The 16,969-nt window shown below is 64.3% G+C and carries 23 protein-coding genes, 1 other RNA gene and 1 riboswitch; of the genes, 8 read left to right on the forward strand and 16 right to left on the reverse strand.

The genetic code is table 11. The features are described from left to right. Positions 1-82: 82 nt before the first annotated feature. Positions 83-679, reverse strand: coding sequence for a LemA family protein (locus ACOJSI_RS05265; RefSeq protein ID WP_420137210.1), 597 nt, complete (start codon positions 677-679; stop codon positions 83-85). Between the two features lie 121 nt (positions 680-800). Between ACOJSI_RS05265 and mscL the strand changes: the two genes are divergently transcribed. From mscL to ACOJSI_RS05290, 5 genes are all read left to right on the forward strand, one after another. Continuing rightward, a complete protein-coding gene (mscL, locus tag ACOJSI_RS05270) occupies positions 801-1,295 on the forward strand; it encodes a large conductance mechanosensitive channel protein MscL (RefSeq protein WP_420137211.1) in 495 nt (164 codons plus the stop codon). Positions 1,296-1,302: 7 nt separating this feature from the next. After that, positions 1,303-1,644, forward strand: a transfer-messenger RNA (tmRNA) gene (gene ssrA / locus ACOJSI_RS05275). Positions 1,645-1,806: 162 nt separating this feature from the next. Continuing rightward, positions 1,807-2,592: a hypothetical protein gene (locus ACOJSI_RS05280; protein ID WP_420137212.1), complete on the forward strand. Its 786-nt coding sequence runs from the start codon at positions 1,807-1,809 to the stop codon at positions 2,590-2,592. Positions 2,593-2,667: 75 nt separating this feature from the next. Next, positions 2,668-2,880, forward strand: a riboswitch (cobalamin riboswitch). 109 nt (positions 2,881-2,989) lie between these two features. Then, complete coding sequence (locus ACOJSI_RS05285) at positions 2,990-3,805, forward strand: acyl-CoA thioesterase (RefSeq protein WP_420137213.1); 816 nt, start codon at positions 2,990-2,992, stop codon at positions 3,803-3,805. Positions 3,806-3,846: 41 nt separating this feature from the next. Continuing rightward, positions 3,847-5,613 carry a chloride channel protein gene (locus tag ACOJSI_RS05290; protein ID WP_420137214.1) on the forward strand — a complete coding sequence of 589 codons (1,767 nt, stop codon included), beginning with the start codon at positions 3,847-3,849 and terminating at the stop codon, positions 5,611-5,613. A 109-nt stretch (positions 5,614-5,722) separates the two neighbouring features. On the opposite strand, the gene pnp is transcribed toward ACOJSI_RS05290, so the two are convergent. The 4 genes from pnp to ACOJSI_RS05310 form a co-directional block, all read right to left on the reverse strand. Next, on the reverse strand, positions 5,723-8,086 hold the full coding sequence (pnp, locus tag ACOJSI_RS05295; RefSeq protein ID WP_420137215.1) for a polyribonucleotide nucleotidyltransferase: 2,364 nt from the start codon (positions 8,084-8,086) through the stop codon (positions 5,723-5,725). Positions 8,087-8,327: 241 nt separating this feature from the next. Then, positions 8,328-8,597 (reverse strand): 30S ribosomal protein S15, encoded by a 270-nt coding sequence (gene rpsO / locus ACOJSI_RS05300; protein ID WP_420137216.1) that lies wholly within the window; start codon positions 8,595-8,597, stop codon positions 8,328-8,330. Between the two features lie 7 nt (positions 8,598-8,604). Continuing rightward, a complete protein-coding gene (truB, locus tag ACOJSI_RS05305; protein WP_420137232.1) occupies positions 8,605-9,573 on the reverse strand; it encodes a tRNA pseudouridine(55) synthase TruB in 969 nt (322 codons plus the stop codon). A gap of 17 nt (positions 9,574-9,590) precedes the next feature. Then, on the reverse strand, positions 9,591-10,109 hold the full coding sequence (locus ACOJSI_RS05310) for an HIT family protein (protein ID WP_420137217.1): 519 nt from the start codon (positions 10,107-10,109) through the stop codon (positions 9,591-9,593). A 180-nt stretch (positions 10,110-10,289) separates the two neighbouring features. Between ACOJSI_RS05310 and ACOJSI_RS05315 the strand changes: the two genes are divergently transcribed. Further along, positions 10,290-10,562 carry a hypothetical protein gene (locus ACOJSI_RS05315; protein ID WP_420137218.1) on the forward strand — a complete coding sequence of 91 codons (273 nt, stop codon included), beginning with the start codon at positions 10,290-10,292 and terminating at the stop codon, positions 10,560-10,562. 50 nt (positions 10,563-10,612) lie between these two features. Here the strand turns inward: ACOJSI_RS05315 and ACOJSI_RS05320 are convergent, their stop codons facing one another. Next, the gene (locus ACOJSI_RS05320; RefSeq protein WP_420137219.1) at positions 10,613-10,798 is read right to left on the reverse strand and encodes a hypothetical protein; all 186 of its coding nucleotides are present in this window, start codon (positions 10,796-10,798) and stop codon (positions 10,613-10,615) included. A gap of 81 nt (positions 10,799-10,879) precedes the next feature. Continuing rightward, complete coding sequence (locus ACOJSI_RS05325; RefSeq protein ID WP_420137220.1) at positions 10,880-11,089, reverse strand: cold-shock protein; 210 nt, start codon at positions 11,087-11,089, stop codon at positions 10,880-10,882. A 256-nt stretch (positions 11,090-11,345) separates the two neighbouring features. Here ACOJSI_RS05325 and ACOJSI_RS05330 point away from each other — a divergent pair, with 256 nt between their 5' ends. Continuing rightward, complete coding sequence (locus tag ACOJSI_RS05330) at positions 11,346-11,606, forward strand: DUF6894 family protein (RefSeq protein WP_420137221.1); 261 nt, start codon at positions 11,346-11,348, stop codon at positions 11,604-11,606. A 4-nt stretch (positions 11,607-11,610) separates the two neighbouring features. Here ACOJSI_RS05330 and ACOJSI_RS05335 read toward each other — a convergent pair whose 3' ends face one another. The 4 genes from ACOJSI_RS05335 to ACOJSI_RS05350 form a co-directional block, all read right to left on the reverse strand. Next, entirely contained in the window at positions 11,611-12,054 is a 444-nt protein-coding gene (locus tag ACOJSI_RS05335) for a DUF3597 domain-containing protein (RefSeq protein WP_420137222.1), read from the reverse strand. A gap of 216 nt (positions 12,055-12,270) precedes the next feature. Continuing rightward, on the reverse strand, positions 12,271-12,696 hold the full coding sequence (locus ACOJSI_RS05340; protein WP_420137223.1) for a CHRD domain-containing protein: 426 nt from the start codon (positions 12,694-12,696) through the stop codon (positions 12,271-12,273). An 88-nt stretch (positions 12,697-12,784) separates the two neighbouring features. Further along, positions 12,785-13,456 (reverse strand): SOS response-associated peptidase family protein, encoded by a 672-nt coding sequence (locus ACOJSI_RS05345; protein WP_420137224.1) that lies wholly within the window; start codon positions 13,454-13,456, stop codon positions 12,785-12,787. A 29-nt stretch (positions 13,457-13,485) separates the two neighbouring features. Further along, positions 13,486-13,773: a BolA family protein gene (locus ACOJSI_RS05350; RefSeq protein WP_420137225.1), complete on the reverse strand. Its 288-nt coding sequence runs from the start codon at positions 13,771-13,773 to the stop codon at positions 13,486-13,488. Between the two features lie 78 nt (positions 13,774-13,851). Here ACOJSI_RS05350 and ACOJSI_RS05355 point away from each other — a divergent pair, with 78 nt between their 5' ends. Continuing rightward, positions 13,852-14,400, forward strand: a complete 549-nt coding sequence (locus tag ACOJSI_RS05355; RefSeq protein WP_420137226.1) for a J domain-containing protein — start codon at positions 13,852-13,854, stop codon at positions 14,398-14,400. A 2-nt stretch (positions 14,401-14,402) separates the two neighbouring features. Here ACOJSI_RS05355 and ACOJSI_RS05360 read toward each other — a convergent pair whose 3' ends face one another. From ACOJSI_RS05360 to ACOJSI_RS05380, 5 genes are all read right to left on the reverse strand, one after another. Continuing rightward, the gene (locus tag ACOJSI_RS05360; RefSeq protein ID WP_420137227.1) at positions 14,403-15,062 is read right to left on the reverse strand and encodes a dihydrofolate reductase family protein; all 660 of its coding nucleotides are present in this window, start codon (positions 15,060-15,062) and stop codon (positions 14,403-14,405) included. Beyond that, positions 15,055-15,531 carry an SRPBCC domain-containing protein gene (locus tag ACOJSI_RS05365; protein WP_420137228.1) on the reverse strand — a complete coding sequence of 159 codons (477 nt, stop codon included), beginning with the start codon at positions 15,529-15,531 and terminating at the stop codon, positions 15,055-15,057. The genes ACOJSI_RS05360 and ACOJSI_RS05365 overlap by 8 nt, the downstream gene beginning before the upstream one ends. Continuing rightward, on the reverse strand, positions 15,531-16,013 hold the full coding sequence (locus ACOJSI_RS05370) for a VOC family protein (RefSeq protein WP_420137229.1): 483 nt from the start codon (positions 16,011-16,013) through the stop codon (positions 15,531-15,533). Before ACOJSI_RS05370 ends, ACOJSI_RS05365 begins: the two co-directional genes overlap by 1 nt. Before the next feature lie 9 nt (positions 16,014-16,022). After that, the gene (locus ACOJSI_RS05375; protein WP_420137230.1) at positions 16,023-16,772 is read right to left on the reverse strand and encodes a VOC family protein; all 750 of its coding nucleotides are present in this window, start codon (positions 16,770-16,772) and stop codon (positions 16,023-16,025) included. A 12-nt stretch (positions 16,773-16,784) separates the two neighbouring features. Next, the coding region (locus tag ACOJSI_RS05380) for a DUF1428 domain-containing protein (protein WP_420137231.1) at positions 16,785-16,969 on the reverse strand (185 nt) is incomplete at its 5' end.

The raw sequence follows: 16,969 nt of genomic DNA on the forward strand, positions 1-16,969 counted from the left end.
CGCCGGGCGCGAGCTGGTGCCCTGAAGCGCGCCCCTCACCCTCTCGCGCGCGGCGAGAGGGCTTTGGGTGATCACATTCACCTCAGAAATTCACCGTCGGCGCGGCTTGCGCGTTGGGTGCGGTCGCCTGGAACGTCTGCATCGGCTTGGCGCCATAGAAAACCTTCGCGCCGATCGAGTTGGGGAAGGTCCGGATCAGCGTATTATAGCTCTGGACCGACGAATTATAATCGCGCCGCGCGATCGTAATCCGGTTTTCCGTGCCCTCCAGCTGGGATTGCAGCGCGAGGAAATTGGTGTTGGACTTGAGATCCGGATAATTCTCCGTGACCGACAGCAACCGGCCCAGCGCCTGCGACAATTGGCCTTGGGCGGCGCCGAACTGCTGCAGCTTGGACGGATCCTTCAGATCATCGGCGCCGACCTGGATCGACGTCGCCTTGGCGCGTGCTTCCGTTACGCCGACGAGCACGCTGCTTTCCTGCTTGGCATAGCCCTTCACAGTTGCCACCAGGTTCGGCACCAGATCGGCGCGGCGCTGATATTCATTCTGAACGTCAGCCCAGCGCGCCTTGGCGGCTTCCTCCGCGGTCGGGATCGAATTGAGCCCGCAGCCGCCCAACGCCAAGGCGGCGACAGGTGCAAGCAGAGCGGGGGCAAAACGGTTCGGGCGAAACATAGCGGACCTCCGTCGGGGATCGACGTGCGGCGTTTTAGTGCCGCAACACACGGTAAGCAATCGGGCTTGATCGCGGCCGCAAGAAAGCGCCTTATCCGGGTTCGACGCTATGGAGGCTGTCATGCTGAAAGAGTTCAGGGCGTTCATTGCCCGCGGCAACGTACTGGATCTTGCGGTCGCGGTGATCATAGGCGCGGCCTTCGGCAAGATCGTGAGTAGTTTGACCGACGATATCATCATGCCGGTCATCGGCCGGATATCGGGAGGCCTGGACTTTTCCAGCCACTTCATTCGCCTGGGGGCGATACCGGCAGACTATAAGGGGTCGCTAACATCCTATGCCGATCTCAAGAAAGCGGGCGTTCCGTTGATCGGCTACGGCCAGTTCGTGACGCAGGTGGTCGATTTCCTGATCGTCGCCTTCATCATTTTCCTGATCGTGCGGGGCGTGGCGAAGGCAATGGCGGCCCTGGAGCGAGAGAAGGCGGCCGCGCCGGCACCGGGCGATCCGGCGGAAATCGTTCTGCTGCGGGAAATCCGCGATGCGCTGAAGGCCAGCACGCCCAGCGCCCCGCCCACGCCCGCCGCGAAATCGCTGCCGCTGGAGGGCGAATAGGGGCAAACCCCTTTAACCCCGCGGGCTTTATGCCTATATCTCCGGTGCCGGGTTCGCCCGGCTATGGCGATAAATGGCCTAGTGTTTGACGCAGCGGACCCGGGGGCAGTACCCGGCGGCTCCACCAAAATCGGCTCGTCAGAGCCGGTCCTGATGGGGCCGAACCAGGATCGACGTGTGTACGAGCATTATGTTTTTGCCCGGCGTGATTGAGCCGTAAAACCGATCAAAACCACAAGTGCCAACGATAACGAGGCGCTCGCGATTGCTGCGTAATTGAGGCCTAACGGCTAAGATTACAAAGCTTGAACGCGGTTCGGGCCGAACCGGGCAACAGAATCGGATTCCGGCGGCCGCCAGGGGGGCCGAGCAACAGAACCCCCTGGACTCTTCGCCAGAGAGCGGAGCACCGAGCAACAGAAGCTCCCCACTTCCTACATCCTATATGATCGGTTGCGCATTCTGCGCGCGCGGTTCACCTTGCCTGCAAAACAGGATGGAGTGGATCGCGATGAACAGGAGGCTCGGGCTGATGGTGGCGCTGGCGGCCGTGGCCCCGGCAGGTGCGCAGCTTAAGGCACCCGAATGGGCCTATCCTGATTCGCCCACCCACAAGCAAGGGCCGCCGCCTGCGGACTTTCACCGGCCCCCGACCACGGAGCGCGGGAAGATCGGCATCTTCGATGGGCAGACCGATGTCGGCAGCGCGGTCGTGCCTGGATCCTCCAGCTACGATCCGGCGACGCGGCGTTACCGTATCACCTCGGCCGGCTATAACATCTGGTATACGCGCGACGAGTTCCGCTTCCTGTGGAAGCAGATGCGTGGCGACGTCAGTCTCGCCGCCGACATCGACTATCCGGATCGGCAGGGCTTCTTCGATCGCAAGGCCGTGCTGATGATCCGGCAAAGCCTGGAGGATGACAGCAAGCAGGCGCTCGTCGCGCTGCACGGCGACGGCATGATCCATATCGCCTACCGGCCCGGCAAGGGACAGCGCGTCAAGGACATGGAATATCGGGTGGGCTCGCGCGGGGACCTGCCCGGCGGCAAATCCCCCGACAGCCTCGTCGTCGCCAACGCCAAGCGGATAGGACTGGAGAAACGGGGGGATGCGTTCCAGCTCTATGTAAGCCTCCTCGGCGAACCGATGCATGCTTGGGGACCGCCAATCCATCTGCCCTTCGATGAGCCTTTTTATGTCGGTATCGGCTTTTGCGCGCATCTGCCGGACAAGCTCGACACCGCCATCCTGAGCAACGTCCTGCTCGAAAACCGACCCGGCATGGTACGCTAGACAGCAAGCTCGATCATCGCATCCGGCGATGTAACGGATCCTTTATATCGGCCTTGACGGGATCGGGATGCGGGCCGATGCTTGGTGGGTCGAGGTTCTCCGCACGCCTTGCGTACGGAGCTAAGACGGGAAGCCGGTGCGATCTCGCGGGATCAAGGCCGGCGCTGCCCCCGCAACTGTAAGCGGCGAGCGGAGGTCGAAAAAGGTCACTGGGGCACACCCCTGGGAAGGCCAGGCCGCCGTGACGACCCGTGAGCCAGGAGACCTGCCTCGTCGCGATAACGTCCTCCGGCGGGGTGCCCGGTCAGGCGCTGGCTTGCGCACGGCCGGAGCGATCCGATCGTGGCTCCGGTCGCGTCCGTCCGGCGCTCCGCCTGGTCTCGGGTGGAGAAGAGCAATGACCGTCAGTGTCGCACCGCTGGGCGAGAGGGATGCCGACATGGACGCACCGCAGGCGCCGCACAATCTCGGCATTATCCGGCTGATCGACATGATCTTCCCCGGGGACACCAACCACCACGGCACATTGTTCGGCGGAACGGCACTGGCCCATATGGATAAGATCGCGTTCCTGGCCGCATCGCGGCACGGGCGCGCGACCTTCGTTACCGCCGCGTCCGAGCGAATCGATTTCACCGCCCCTGCGCATGAGGGGGAGCTGGTCGAAGCGGCCGCCCAGGTCGTGCGCGTCGGCCGCAGTTCGATCCATGTCGAGGTAACCTTGACCGCGGAGGCCTTGTTGTCGGGCGACCGGCGACTGTGCACCCGCGGGCTGTTCACCCTGGTCGCGGTAAAGGAGCCGGGGACGCGCTTGCCGCTTCCCCCGCTCGGCCCGGCGCCGGTCCAGGAGCACCATCGTCTCATGATGGTCGATATGGTGTTCCCGCCCCAGGCCAATCACTACGGCACCCTGTTCGGCGGCGACGCCTTGCGCATGCTGGGCAAGGCCGCCTTCATCGCTGCGACCCGCCATGCCCGATCCGTGATGGTGATGGCGGCATCCGAAAGGATCGACTTCCGGTCACCCGTCCGGGTGGGCGAAATGATCGAACTGAACGCGCATGTCGCAACCACCGGACGGACGTCCGTGCGCGTCCAGGTTGAGCTCTGGGCGGAGGCGTTGCTGACCGGCGCACGGCGCCGCGCGGCAAGCGCGGAGTTCGTCATGGTCGCCGTCGGCCCGGACGGACGGCCCTGCCCTCTGTCACAATAAGGGTTGCATAAAGGCCGCCACGCTCGTCCACAGGAGATGCGATGGCGGTCGGTACACACGTCCAATTCTATAGCCGCAAGGGCTTCGCTTGGGGCCGCTGGCTGCGCCAACGCGTCCGCGCGTCCGAATTCTTCTTCATTCTGGCCGCGATCGTGATTGGCATGCTGGCCGGGCTGCTGACCATTGCCCTCGGCCTTGCCGCCTGGGCCCTTCAGCATAGTCTGTTCGGTATTCCCAACGACGAGCGGCTGAGCGGGACGCCCGAATTGTCGCTCTGGCAATTGGCAATCCTGCCGATCGGCGGGCTCGTGCTGGCCTTGTTCAACTGGGGCGTTCGCGCGCGGCAACGCACGCTCATAGACGCGGTCGAGGCCAATGCGCTGCACGGTGGCCGCATGGGCGTGTGGGACAGCCTGATCATCTCGGCGCAGACGATCCTCTCGAACGGCTTTGGCGCCTCGGTCGGCCTGGAGGCCGCCTATGCCCAAACCGGCGGCATGATCGCGTCGCGCGCCGGGCGCTGGTTGAGCCTGCGCCGCAGCGACGTTCGCACCCTGGTCGGCGCCGGTGCCGGTGCGGCCATCGCCGCGGCATTCGGCGCGCCGTTGGTCGGCGCCTTCTATGCGTTCGAGGTGGTGATTGGCGCTTATACCCCGGCGGCAATCGCGCCGGTTGCCGCTGCCAGTCTGGCGGGTGCGCAGGTCGCCCAGCGTCTGGGTGGCGTGCCGTATGTTGTAACGGTGAACCCCGGTCCGGCGATCCATGCCACCGGCTATCTCGTTTATGCCGGCCTCGGCCTTGCCTGCGCGCTCATCGGGGTCGGCATGATGCGCGCCGTTGCCGCGGTCGAAGCTGTCTCGCGCGCGTGGCTGCCGCGCTGGTTGCGGCCCTGTGTAGGCGGCTGCCTGCTCATTCCGGTCGCGCTGCTCTCGCCACAAGTGCTCTCGGCGGGACATAGCGCGCTCCACATCGATCTGCTGGAGACCGCACCGCTCGATTTCCTGATCATGATCCTGGCGGCCAAATGCCTCGCGTCGATCCTCTCGCTGGGTTTTGGATTTCGCGGCGGGCTGTTCTTCGCGTCGCTCTTTTTGGGCACGCTGGCCGGGCACATCTATGCCCTGTGCGGGGCATTGCTGTTCGGCCATCCCGTGCTGGATGCCGGCAATGCCGCACTGGTGGGGATGGCCGCATTGGCGACAGCGGTGGTGGGCGGGCCCATCACGATGGCCATGCTCGTATTGGGCGCGACCGGGAATTTCAGCCTGACCGGGGCGGTATTGGCTGCCAGCCTTGTCTCTTCGACGATCGTGCGGGAGATTTTCGGCTACAGCTTCTCGACTTGGCGCCTGCATCTGCGCGGCGAGACGATCAAGAGCGCACGCAACGTCGGCTGGATCAAGACATTGACGGCCGGTCGGATGATGCGGGGCAAGGTCAAGACCACCTCCAAGGACACGAAGGTTGCCGAATTCCGCCGGCGTTTTCCGCTGGGCTCGGTCAGCCGCGTTGCCCTCACCAACGAACACGGCGCCTATGCGGGCATCGTGAGCCCGCCCACCGTTTTCGCGGAAGGGCTCGACGACGAGGCGGACGTGGGCCGCTTCGCCCATTCCACAGAAACCGCACTGCAGCCGGATATGGACATCAGCCAGGTCATGGCCTGCTTCGACGCGGCCGAAAGCGACGAACTGGTCGTGCTCGCGCCGGATCGCACGATCCTCGGCATGCTGACCGAAAGCTTCGTGCGCCGCCGCTATGCCGAAGAGCTGGAGAAAGCGCAGCGCGACCTGTTCGGAGAACGGTAAGGCGCGCCGGATCGGATCACGCGCGTTCGCGCAAAATCATCTACGCACGTCAGCCAACAAAAAGGGCGCCCCGCGGGGCGCCCTTTCCGTTTCAACCTTTACCGATCGATCAATCGTCGGTGCGCGTCAGGAAGGCCGGCGCGAATTCCGGCGCCGGGCCGTCGTCATTGCCACCTTCCGTGCGCGGCGTACGCGGACCGCGGTCGCCGCGGCCTTCGCCGTCACGACGTGAGCCACGCTCGCCACCCTCACGGCGCGGGCCGCGATCGCCACGACCTTCGCCATCGCGACGCGGGCCACGGCCTTCGCCGTCACGGCGCGGACCACGATCGCTCCGCTCCGGGCGGTCGCCGGCTTCGCGCGGAGGACGGGTGTCCTCCAGCTCCGCACCAGTCTCCTGATCGACGATGCGCATCGACAGGCGAACCTTGCCGCGCGGATCGATCTCGAGGACCTTGACCTTCACTTCCTGGCCTTCGCTCAGGACGTCGGAGACCTTGGCCACCCGCTCGTTCTTGATCTCGGAGATGTGAACGAGGCCGTCCTTGCCGCCCATGAAGTTCACGAACGCGCCGAAGTCGACCATGTTGACGACCTTGCCGTTGTAGATCTTGCCGACTTCCGCTTCCTGCGTGATGCCTTCGATCCACTTGCGCGCGGCCTCGATCTGCGCCGGATCGGACGACGAGATCTTGACGGTGCCGTCATCCTCGATGTCGACCTTGGCGCCGGTGGTGGCGACGATCTCGCGGATCACCTTGCCGCCCGTGCCGATCACTTCACGAATCTTGTCCTTGGGCACCTGCATCGTTTCGATGCGCGGCGCATGCGCGGACAATTCGGTGCGGGTCTCACCCAGCGCCTTGGCCATCTCGCCCAGAATGTGGGCACGACCTTCCTTGGCCTGGGCGAGCGCGACCTTCATGATCTCTTCGGTGATACCGGCGACCTTGATGTCCATCTGCAGGCTGGTGATGCCTTCCGACGTCCCGGCCACCTTGAAGTCCATGTCGCCGAGATGATCCTCGTCACCGAGAATATCCGACAGGATCGCGAACTTCTTGCCTTCGAGGATCAGGCCCATGGCGATGCCGGAGACCGGACGCTTCAGCGGAACGCCCGCGTCCATCATGGCAAGGCTGCCGCCGCACACCGTCGCCATCGACGAGGAGCCGTTGCTCTCGGTGATGTCGGACAGAACGCGGATCGTGTAGGGGAATTCCTCGATGCTCGGCAGGACCGGGTGCAGCGCGCGCCAGGCGAGCTTGCCGTGACCGACTTCGCGACGGCCCGGCGCACCGAAGCGGCCCACTTCGCCCACCGAATAAGGCGGGAAATTGTAGTGGAGCAGGAAACGCTCATACGACAGGCCGTTCAGACCGTCGATCATCTGTTCCGCTTCCTTGGTCCCGAGCGTGGTCGAGCAGATCGCCTGCGTCTCGCCGCGGGTGAACAGGGCCGAACCGTGCGTACGCGGCAGGAAGTGGACCATCGCCTCGATCGGGCGGACCGTCTTCGTGTCGCGGCCGTCGATGCGGACGCCTTCATTGAGGATCTGACCGCGGACGATCTCGGCCTCGACCTTCTTGCCGAGCTTCGCGACCTTGAGCTTGGTCGCGCTATCGGCGTCGGCGAAGGCGTCCTTGAGCGGCGCCTTGGCTTCGGCGATCGCGGCAACGCGCTCGGCCTTCTTGGTCAGCTTGTAAGCGGCGGCGATGCCGGCGCCGATCGCGTCGTGGACCTGCTTCTTGAGCGCGCTGTCGTCGCTATGCTCCAGCTCCCACGGATCCTTGGCAGCCTTCTCGGCCAGGTCGATGATGGCGTTGATCACCTTCTTCGACGCATCGTGCGCGAACACGACCGCACCCAGCATGACGTCTTCCGAAAGCTCCTTGGCTTCGGACTCGACCATCATCACGGCATTGCCGGTGGCGGCGACGACCAGGTCCAGATCGCCTTCCTTCACCTGATCCAGCGTCGGGTTCAGGATATATTCGCCATTCTGGTAGCCGACGCGGGCGGCGCCGATCGGGCCCATGAAGGGCACGCCGGAGATGGTGAGCGCGGCGGACGCGGCGACCATCGCCAGAATGTCGGGCTCGTTCTCGCCGTCATAGCTCAGCACCTGGGCGATGACGTTGATCTCGTTGTAGAAACCTTCCGGGAACAGCGGGCGGATCGGGCGATCGATCAGACGCGAGGTCAGCGTCTCTTTCTCGGTGGCACCGCGCTCACGCTTGAAAAAGCCGCCGGGGATACGACCCGCAGCCGAATATTTTTCCTGGTAGTGGACGGTGAGCGGGAAGAAATCCTGCCCTTCCTTGACCGAGCGGGCGGCGGTGACCGCGCACAACACGACCGTTTCGCCGAGCGTCGCGATGACCGCGCCGTCAGCCTGGCGGGCAACGCGGCCCGTTTCGAGGGTCAGCGTCTTGCCGCCCCACTCGATTTCCGTCTTCTTGATATCGAACATTGGGTTTCCTTCACACCGGCGGCCAAATGCGCGCCGGGGCCTCTGTTTGCAGGCTTACCGGCCTGCGGCGGTGTGGGACCTTGGTCCCTGGACGTCGACCGAATTGCCGATTGGTCCCGTTCTTTCACGTCTTCATGCTGAACGTGTTACAGCTTTCACCGTCAGACTTTGTCGGGCGGTGAGGGACATGCCGGCCTGCGCCGGAATGCCAAAAGGGCCGCCCTCGCGGGCGGCCCTTTCATCACTTGCGGAGGCCGAGCTTGCCGATCAGGGCAGTGTAGCGGGCGGCATCCTTCTTCTTGAGATAATCAAGCAGGCTGCGGCGGTTATTCACCATCATCAGCAGACCGCGGCGCGAGTGATTGTCCTTCGCGTGGGTCTTGAAATGCTCGGTCAGGTTGACGATCCGCTCGGTGAGGATCGCGATCTGGACTTCCGGCGAGCCGCTATCGCCCTCGCTGCGGGCATTGTCCTTGATGATCTCGGCTTTGCGTTCGGCGGTAATCGTCATTGTCGTTTCACTCCGACATCAGGTTGAAACCGCGCACCACCGAAATATCGTCTCCTACTTCAACGAGCGCCACGGGCAGTTCGCCGAGCATCGCGAGGTTGAGACCTGGTGGTGCTGCGATACCGATCAACCGGCGTCCCTGACGGAGCGCGTGGGCCTGATCGGGGGAGACAGCGAGGACCGGGATGTCGTCCAGTCCGGCCGTCAGCGGCAAGAGCAGCTCTTGCAGCCGCGCGTCCTTAGCGGCTTCATCCAATATGTCCAGCGATATCGCCGATTCAAGGGCAAACGGCCCCGCTTTCGTGCGGCGAAGCACGGTGACGTGCCCGACCGTGTCGAGCGCATAGGCAATGTCACGCGCGAGGCTGCGGATATAGGGTCCTTTGGAGACGCGCGCGGAGAGGGTTATTTCCTCCAATAGACCGTCATGCTGAACTTGTTTCAGCATCCATTGCGCCTCCTGCGCCGGAGCGTGTCGGGAGGTAGACCCTGAAACCAGTTTGGGGTGACGGATATCAAGCGCGTGTATCACGACATCGCGGCTCGCCAGCACGACCTCCTCGCCGGCTCTCGCCAGATCATAGGCACGTTTGCCGTCTACCTTGAGCGCCGAATAGGCTGGCGGCACCTGTGCGATCGGTCCGGTGAAGCGGGCCAGCGCCGCGTTCAACGCGGCCATTGTCGGCCGCGTCTTGCTCTCGGCCACGACCGCCCCCTCGCTGTCGAGCGTGTCCGTCTCTGTGCCGAAGGCAATAGTGAAATCATAGGCCTTGTCCGCATCCAGCATGCGGCCGGACAATTTGGTCGCCTCTCCGATCGCCACCGGCAGCACCCCGCTCGCAAGCGGATCGAGCGTACCGCCATGCCCGACCTTGGCTTTCCCATAGCCGCCGACGCGGAGCGCGCGCTTGACCGCGCTCACCGCCTGGGTTGAGCCGAGGCCGAGTGGCTTGTCGAGAATGATCCAGCCATGGATTGGCGATGATGCCTTACTCACCGGCGCGCCCGGTCGGCGAGGGCCGCCCGCAATGCGACGGCGAACGGTTCCAGCACATTCAACGGTTGCCGAATACCGGATGCCGGGCAGCGACTATAGCCGGCGTAGCGAGGAATGACGTGGATGTGAAAGTGCGGCACGCTTTGCCCATAACCGTTATTCTGTTCGATGGTGAAACCATCCGCACCGAGACCGGCCAGTTCGGCCGCGCCAATGCGGCGCGCGACGCGGAATAGACGCTTGAGCTCGCTATTGCGTATCTCCAGCAGATTACGCGCCTGGGAGCGTTTGAGGATTACCAGCACATGGCCTGGTGATGCCGGAGCATTGTCCATGAAGGCCAGTACGTCCCGATCCTCATAGACCTTCGCCGCCGGCAACGTCCCGCGCACGATCAGTGCGAAGGGATTGTTGGAATTGTAAGGTGCGGAGAATGCAACCTGCGGGGGTGCCTGCAAAGCCGGCTGCGGCACCGGCGCACATGCCGCCAGCAACGGCGCAACGATCGCAATCAAGAACGGCCTCCCATCTGTTTCATCGAGCCACGCTGCGAACGGGCCATGCGCAGTCCGCATGCATTCGATGCATCCGGGAACGCGCTTTTCTCACTCGCTTCGGCAGCGCAACAAACTAATGCTGCACCGCACAACAAAACATGGTTCAGCGAGAGGCACACCCCTACACGGAGTTGCCAGATGACCAAATTCGTCCTCACCGCTTTCGCTGCCGCTGCTATCGCAGCTCCCGCTTTCGCCGCAACGCCGATCGACTTCACTTGGGAAGGTCACCGCATTGTCGGGACCGTCGACCAGGTTGGCGATGTGAAGGTCCTCAAGGGCGAGGATCGCACGACCGGTAATCCGTTCATGCTGCGGGTCAAGAACGGCTATGTTCACGGATCGATCGGCAACCAGCTGGTTTCCTATCCGGTCCCGAAGCACCGTGTCGTCGTCGCTTCGGCCGACTGATCGCCTTTGACAGCTTTGTTGCGGGCGGGGCCAGCGGCTCCGCCCGTTTTCTATTCGACCGGGGCAGGTTTTTCCCGCGAGAGGCGCATGGCGTCGGTTCGCTCGCCGCGCTCGGCCATGGCAAGCCAGGCCGATTCAGCGCGCAGACACCGCTCGCGCACATTTTCCAGAGTCGCTGCATCCGCTTCGGCGCGGCATTGTTCGGCACGCGCGCGGTAAAGGCTGCTTTCGTTCATACCCATCGTCTCCTCAGGGATAGTGCCTGATCTTGTATCAGGCAGGATGGGCGACGGCGATGCCGCCGCCCGAATAGGCAATTAGTCGTGCGCCTGCAGGTTGACCGCGCTGACCCGACCATTGCGGCCGGTTTCCAGCTCGTAGCTCACGCGCTGATTCTGCTGCAGCGTCGCCAGGCCGGCACGCTCCACGGCGCTGATGTGGACAAAGGCATCAGCCGAGCCATCCTCGGGCGCGATGAAGCCATAGCCCTTGTCGGCGTTGAAAAATTTGACGGTTCCGGTGGTCATAAACGCATTCCTTCTGCGGCAGCCCGAATGTCAGGCGGCCTCGTGCGCGCCAAAGGCAGGGAAAGAAGGAAGAAGGGCCGCAAAGCGCCAAAGACCATCGATTTGCGACTGGTAGCAATGACGCTATAGCCCAACCCGCCCGAGAATGACAGGGCGGGAACCAACCCGCCCGACGATGGCTTATCATAGATCATGATCTTTGACCGTTTTGGAGGTTTCTGGAAGGTGCCGCCGGGACGAGGCGAGGGGGCGCGCCATGCCGAGATTTTCAATCACCGCCCATCGTGGCGCCGAAGACCCTGACACGTCCTGGGTGGAGCTGCCCGATTTCGCGGCGGCGCGACGGGAGGCCGTCCGATTTGCCGGCGAATTGCTGATCGATGCCGGCAGCGATTTCGATGGCGTGGACTGGATCGTCGCTATGCGTGACGAAGCAGGCTGCACGGTCTTTACAATCAACGTGTTGTGGACCGCCGCGCCGGATATCGACCGGCGCGGCGATAGCCTGACGGCCTAGCGCGTCAGTTAACAAGCTCCGCGGGGACCTTCCCACCGTTCGCAGCGAGCCTCTGCATAACGGCCTTGTGCAGCGCGATATTCTGCTCCGCGCTTCCATCCGGCCCGGCGTGGATATTCAGTTCGCTGGCCAATTCCTTGCGCGCCTGAAGATCGGAATCGAGGCCCAGCAATTGTAGCAGATCGACGATCGAGGTGCGCCAATTGCTGGGGTGGCCGGCGGCGGCCGCGCGCTGGGTCAGGATCGCCTCGATATCGACCGGTGCGGCGGCGGGAGCCGGATTGCCTTGCGCCGCCGGCGCGGCCTGTGGTGCGGGATTCGTCATCGGAATGGCTGCCCGGTTGGCGGTCGCGGGATTGGCCGCAGCCTCTGGCGAAGAGGTAGGGTGGCCGCCTGAAAGACCATGATCGCCAAAGATGGCGTGTTTGATGCTGTCGAAGATACCCATAGCATGAACTCCTGTTCGGCCGGTCATTCGGGTTGAAGCGAAGACGCGCGCGCACATAAGCGGGCGCCACCACCATCGCCGGATTGGGCCATGCCCTTGATTTTCCGTGATGAAGGCAAGCCAACAACGCACCGCGCAGCCAACGGGGCCCCGCTAAACGGCGCTTATCCTGTTTTCCGCGCGTAAGACCGAATCAGAACGGCCGGACAGGAATGGCTACTTCAATTGCCCTCGGATCGCGCCTTTGGGGAAAGCGGCATTGTGGACGTTAACGTAATAATCCGCCGGTGCCGCGACGATGGCCGCCAGTACGTCGGCCGCGATCGGTGCGCAGCCTTCTGAACTGCCATTGGTCGGCGCGGTCAGCGGCACCACCACGCCGCCGGCCACCCCCACCGCGCCCTTGTGGATATGTGCCATGGTCGGCGTATCGATGCCCGTCGTCCGCAGGCGGTAACAGACCTGGCCCCTATCCGTATCGAAGGCGAGCGATGCGTCGCCCATTCCTTGGGGGGCGCCGGGGCCTGGGGCTTCCGCGGCCCCCGTCATCAGCACGTCCATCTTGGTGGTGGCCGCCATGGCAGGCGCCATGACCACGGCCATGGCGATCATGGTGGCGGAACGGAGCATCATCGAGGGCATGTTCAGTCTCCTCCAGGGAGCGCCTGCGCGCGCGAGAATGCTGACCCTCATGTCCCGCGCCGTCAATGCCGGTACATGCGGATTTGCATCATCGTATCTGACGAACGTCCAGCGAATGGGCCGGCAGCGGCCGGCATATCTCCGTTGCCGGCGCGGATCCGTCGAGCCAGCGCGCATAATCCGCCGGCGCCAGCACGACGATCTGCCGATCATGATAAGGCGCTATGTCGGGGCCTGGAGCCGTGGTGAGCATCGTCCAGGCTTCGCCAACCGTCGGATCGGTGCGCCAGAGCCCGGCGATGCCGAACCATTCCAGCCCGCGCATGCGAAACTCCCACTTAGACTTGGGCGGCTTCTTGCGGGACTTGCCTTTGGGCGCGTCCGGGGCCGTCAGCGCAAAGCCTGCCTTCCTCTCCTCGGTCGCGCCCTCACCGGCCGGCGCGTTCGCGGTGAACTCATAAAAGCCATCGGCGGGGATCAGGCAGCGGCCGCTCGTCGTGCCATTGGCGAACTCCCGCCCGTCGGAGCGGAAATTATAGACGGGTTTGCCATTGGCCGCGGGCCAGCTCCAGCGGCGCGTCACAACCTCGGCCTCGCCCGTCGTCGTGGCCCGAAGGATGATGGCAGTATCCGTGATCCGGATACTCTCCAGGGCGGGCATGTTGGGCAGGCCCGCCGGAAAGAGCAGGCTCATGCCCGTGGCTCCCCACCCGCTGCGAAGCTGATCGAGCGAAATACGGCGGGCGAACTCGTTGCACATTAGCCGGGCTTTTCCCTTAATCTTACCCGTCAGGCGTCCTCGGGTGCCCGCGCCACGATCGCCAGCGCATGGACGCGATCGCGCAGCAGATCCGACAGCGCCTCATTGACCAGCCGGTGCCGCTGCACCCGATTTTTCCCGCTAAACGCGTCTGCCACGATTTCGACCGTGAAGTGGCTTTCGCCGCGCGGATCGTGGCCTGCATGGCCACGATGCTTGTTGCTGTCGTCGATCACGGCCAGCCGTTGGGGGGCCAAGGCAGCCTGAAGCCGCTGTTCGATCTGGGTGGCGATGGGGCCGGTGGGAGTTTGCATCATGCTTCCTATATAGCGGTGTTTAAGGGAGAATCATGCGTGGCAGAGGCCGGGCAAAGACAACCACGATTTCACGGGCGCGTGCCCGGCGAGCGCCGGTGTAGCCAACCCGGCTGCAACGAGGCCGGCGAATTTCGCGCGCCCCCGGAAGACGGGCCGCGCTCCGGCTTCGACGGCCCTGGCGCATGGCGTTTCCTTTGCCTGGATCATGTCCGCGAATTCAATGCCCGCTACAATTTCTTCAACGGCATGAGCGCCGAAGAGATCAGCGCGCAGCAGCGCCCTTATGCCGGCTGGGAGCGGGAAACGCGCGCCTTCAATGCCGGTGCTGGCGGCACGCCGCGCTGGGCGGACTTCCTCGATCCGCTCGACGCGATCCAGGCGCGCTACGGCACGGGGCGGCATGCGGCACGCAAGGACGGCAAGCCGCTGAGCGATCCCGAGCGACGGGCACTGCGCGTGCTGGGGCTCGAGCCGGATGTCGACCGGCGCGGCCTTCGCGAACGCTATAGCGAGCTGGTGCGCCGCTATCATCCCGATCGGAATGGCGGCGATCGCAGCCACGAGAAGGCGCTGCAGGACGTGATCGATTCCTACAAGCTGCTGAAGGGCGCGGCCGCCTTCGCCTGACGCTAGCCTTCGCGTGCCATGCGTTGCTGCCGGCGCTCCTCGGCCGCACTAGGCGTCGCGAGTTGGAACGTACCGATGGGAATCGCGCCGGCGGGTTCGTAAACGGCCGTGATGACGCCGGTGGTCGACAGGCGTTGCTCTACCAACGTCCACGCGCCCGGCGGCGTGCCATCGCCGAACAGGCGCTTGCCGCCGCCCAGCACCACCGGGAAGGTCATCACGAACAGCCGGTCGATCAGCCCGGCAGACAGCAAGGCCGGATAGAGGGTGGTGCTGCCCTGGATCAGAAGGTCCGGACCCTCACTCGCTTTCAATGTGGCGACCTCGGCGATCGACCCGAGCGGATGGCTGTTCATCCATTCCAGCGGCTCGTGACCGCGGGTGAGCACATATTTCTGGGCCTTGCCGAACACGGTGCCGATCGGGTCGTCGGGGCCGACATAGGGCCAATGCGCGGCAAATATCTCATAGGTTTTGCGGCCGAGCAGCAGGTCGAACGGCGCCGCGAACAGGCCGTCCATCGCCTCGCCCATCGTAGGATCCCAGAAGCTGGTCGACCATCCGCCGAGCACGAAGCCCTGGGTCCAATCCTCGCTCGGTCCGCCCGGCGCCTGCATCACGCCATCGAGCGACTGGAAGACGCCACCGGTCAACCTACGCATCGGCCGACGCCAGCCGTCTGGCAACGGCTTCCAGCTGATCGGCGACGATGCCCCAGCCTTGCTCGAAGCCCATGGCGCGATGGCACTCCAGCGCGTCCGCATCCCAGTGTCGCGCGCCGGCGCGATAGCCCGTTCGCCCGTTGCCGAGATCGGTCAGATCGAAAAATCCCACAATCGCTACGGGCTGCGGGCTTTTCGGATTCCAATCACCATCAAGGATGTTCGTGAAGACAATCCGCCGTTGCGGCGTCACCTCCAGGAAGATCCCTTCCATCGGGCCGCCCTCGCCATCCGGGCCGCGCATGTCGAGCACGGATTTTCCGCCCGCGCGCAGATCCTGTTCGACGATCCGCGTCGTCCAGGGCTTGGGTGCCCACCATTCCTCCAGATGCTCGGTCCAGGCGCGCCACACGGCATCAACCGGCGCGTCGAGCGTGCGCTCGATCGAAATTTCATGCGCCTCGGCCATTATTGCCCCCCCGCGAATGCGCGTTCGAGCGCGGCGATGTCGATCTTGACCATGCCCATCATGGCTTCCATCGCCCGCTTCGCAGCGGCCCTGTCTTCGCTGGCGATCATCTCGCCGAGCACTCTGGGCGTGATCTGCCAGCTTAGGCCCCACCGGTCCTTGCACCAGCCGCACGCGCTGGCCGTGCCCCCATTATCGATGATCGCGTTCCAGTAGCGATCCGTTTCTTCCTGATCCTGGGTATGGACCTGGAAGGAGACCGCCTCGTCGAACTTGAATGCCGGGCCGCCGTTCAAGCCCAGGAATGCCATGCCCAATATGGTGAAATCGACGGTCAGCACATCGCCGGCCTTGCCGGCCGGATAGTCGCTAGGTGCGCGGTGAACGGCATCGACGGAGGAGTCGGGAAAGAGGCCGGCGTAAAAGGTGGCGGCGGCTTCCGCATCGCCGTCATACCAGAGGCAGGGTTTGATCCGTGTCATCGTCTGCTCCTATGCCTTGGGGCCAACCACCGCCGCGCGTGCACCTTGCGGATCGGCGAATTGGACGATCCACACGCCGCCCGGCACCTGCGACGGCCCATGCAACACGGTGCCGCCTTTTTCGGTGATCCGCTCCACCGCCGCATCGATATCCGTCACGCCGAAATAATAGAGCCAGGACGGCGCGGCGCCTGCAGGTGCCGGCATGATCGCGCCAATGTCGGCGCCGTCGGCCTGAACAAGTTGATAATCGCCCATAGGGCCCATCGGCATCGTCTGGCCCCGCGTCCACCCGTGCAGCGCGGAATAATAAGCGAGCGCGCCGTCGGCATCCGGGCTCGAAAGCTCGTTCCAATTGCCGTGCCCGAAGCGTTGCTGATCGAACGCCTCGCTCGTGCGATCGCTATACGCCTGGATAACGGCATAGCCGACGCCCTGAGGATCGCTGATCAACCCGATCTTGCCGACCTCCGGCACGTCCACCAGCCGCTGGATCGTGGCGCCCGACGCCGCCGCCTGTGCCGTCGCCGCGTCCGCATCGGCCACCCCGATATAGCCGAGCCAGAAGGGGGTGCTCATCCCCTCCGGCAAAGGCATCAGCCCCGCCACCTCCGCGTCGCCCATCCTGAAGATCCGGTATCCGGCGGCGCCGGCGCCTTCGAATGGCGCGCTGGTCCAGCCGATCACCGCGCCGTAGAAATCCTCGGCCGCCTCAAGATCGGTGCAGCACAACTCATACCAGACGAAATTGTCGGTCATCCTCTTCCCCCTTCAGCGTGCCTGGGTGTCGAGCACGACATCGAATCCGCCGACGATCATCCGGCGCATGTCGAACGGCATTTCGCCCAAGGATTGCATCCGCGGGTCCTCCATCACCTTGGCCATGCCGGCGTTGCGTGCATCCTTCGACGGCCACACGATCCAGGAGAAAGCGATCGTCTCGTCTTCCTCGGCGG

Source organism: Sphingomonas sp., assembly GCF_048595155.1.
GTDB lineage: Bacteria > Pseudomonadota > Alphaproteobacteria > Sphingomonadales > Sphingomonadaceae > Sphingomonas_I.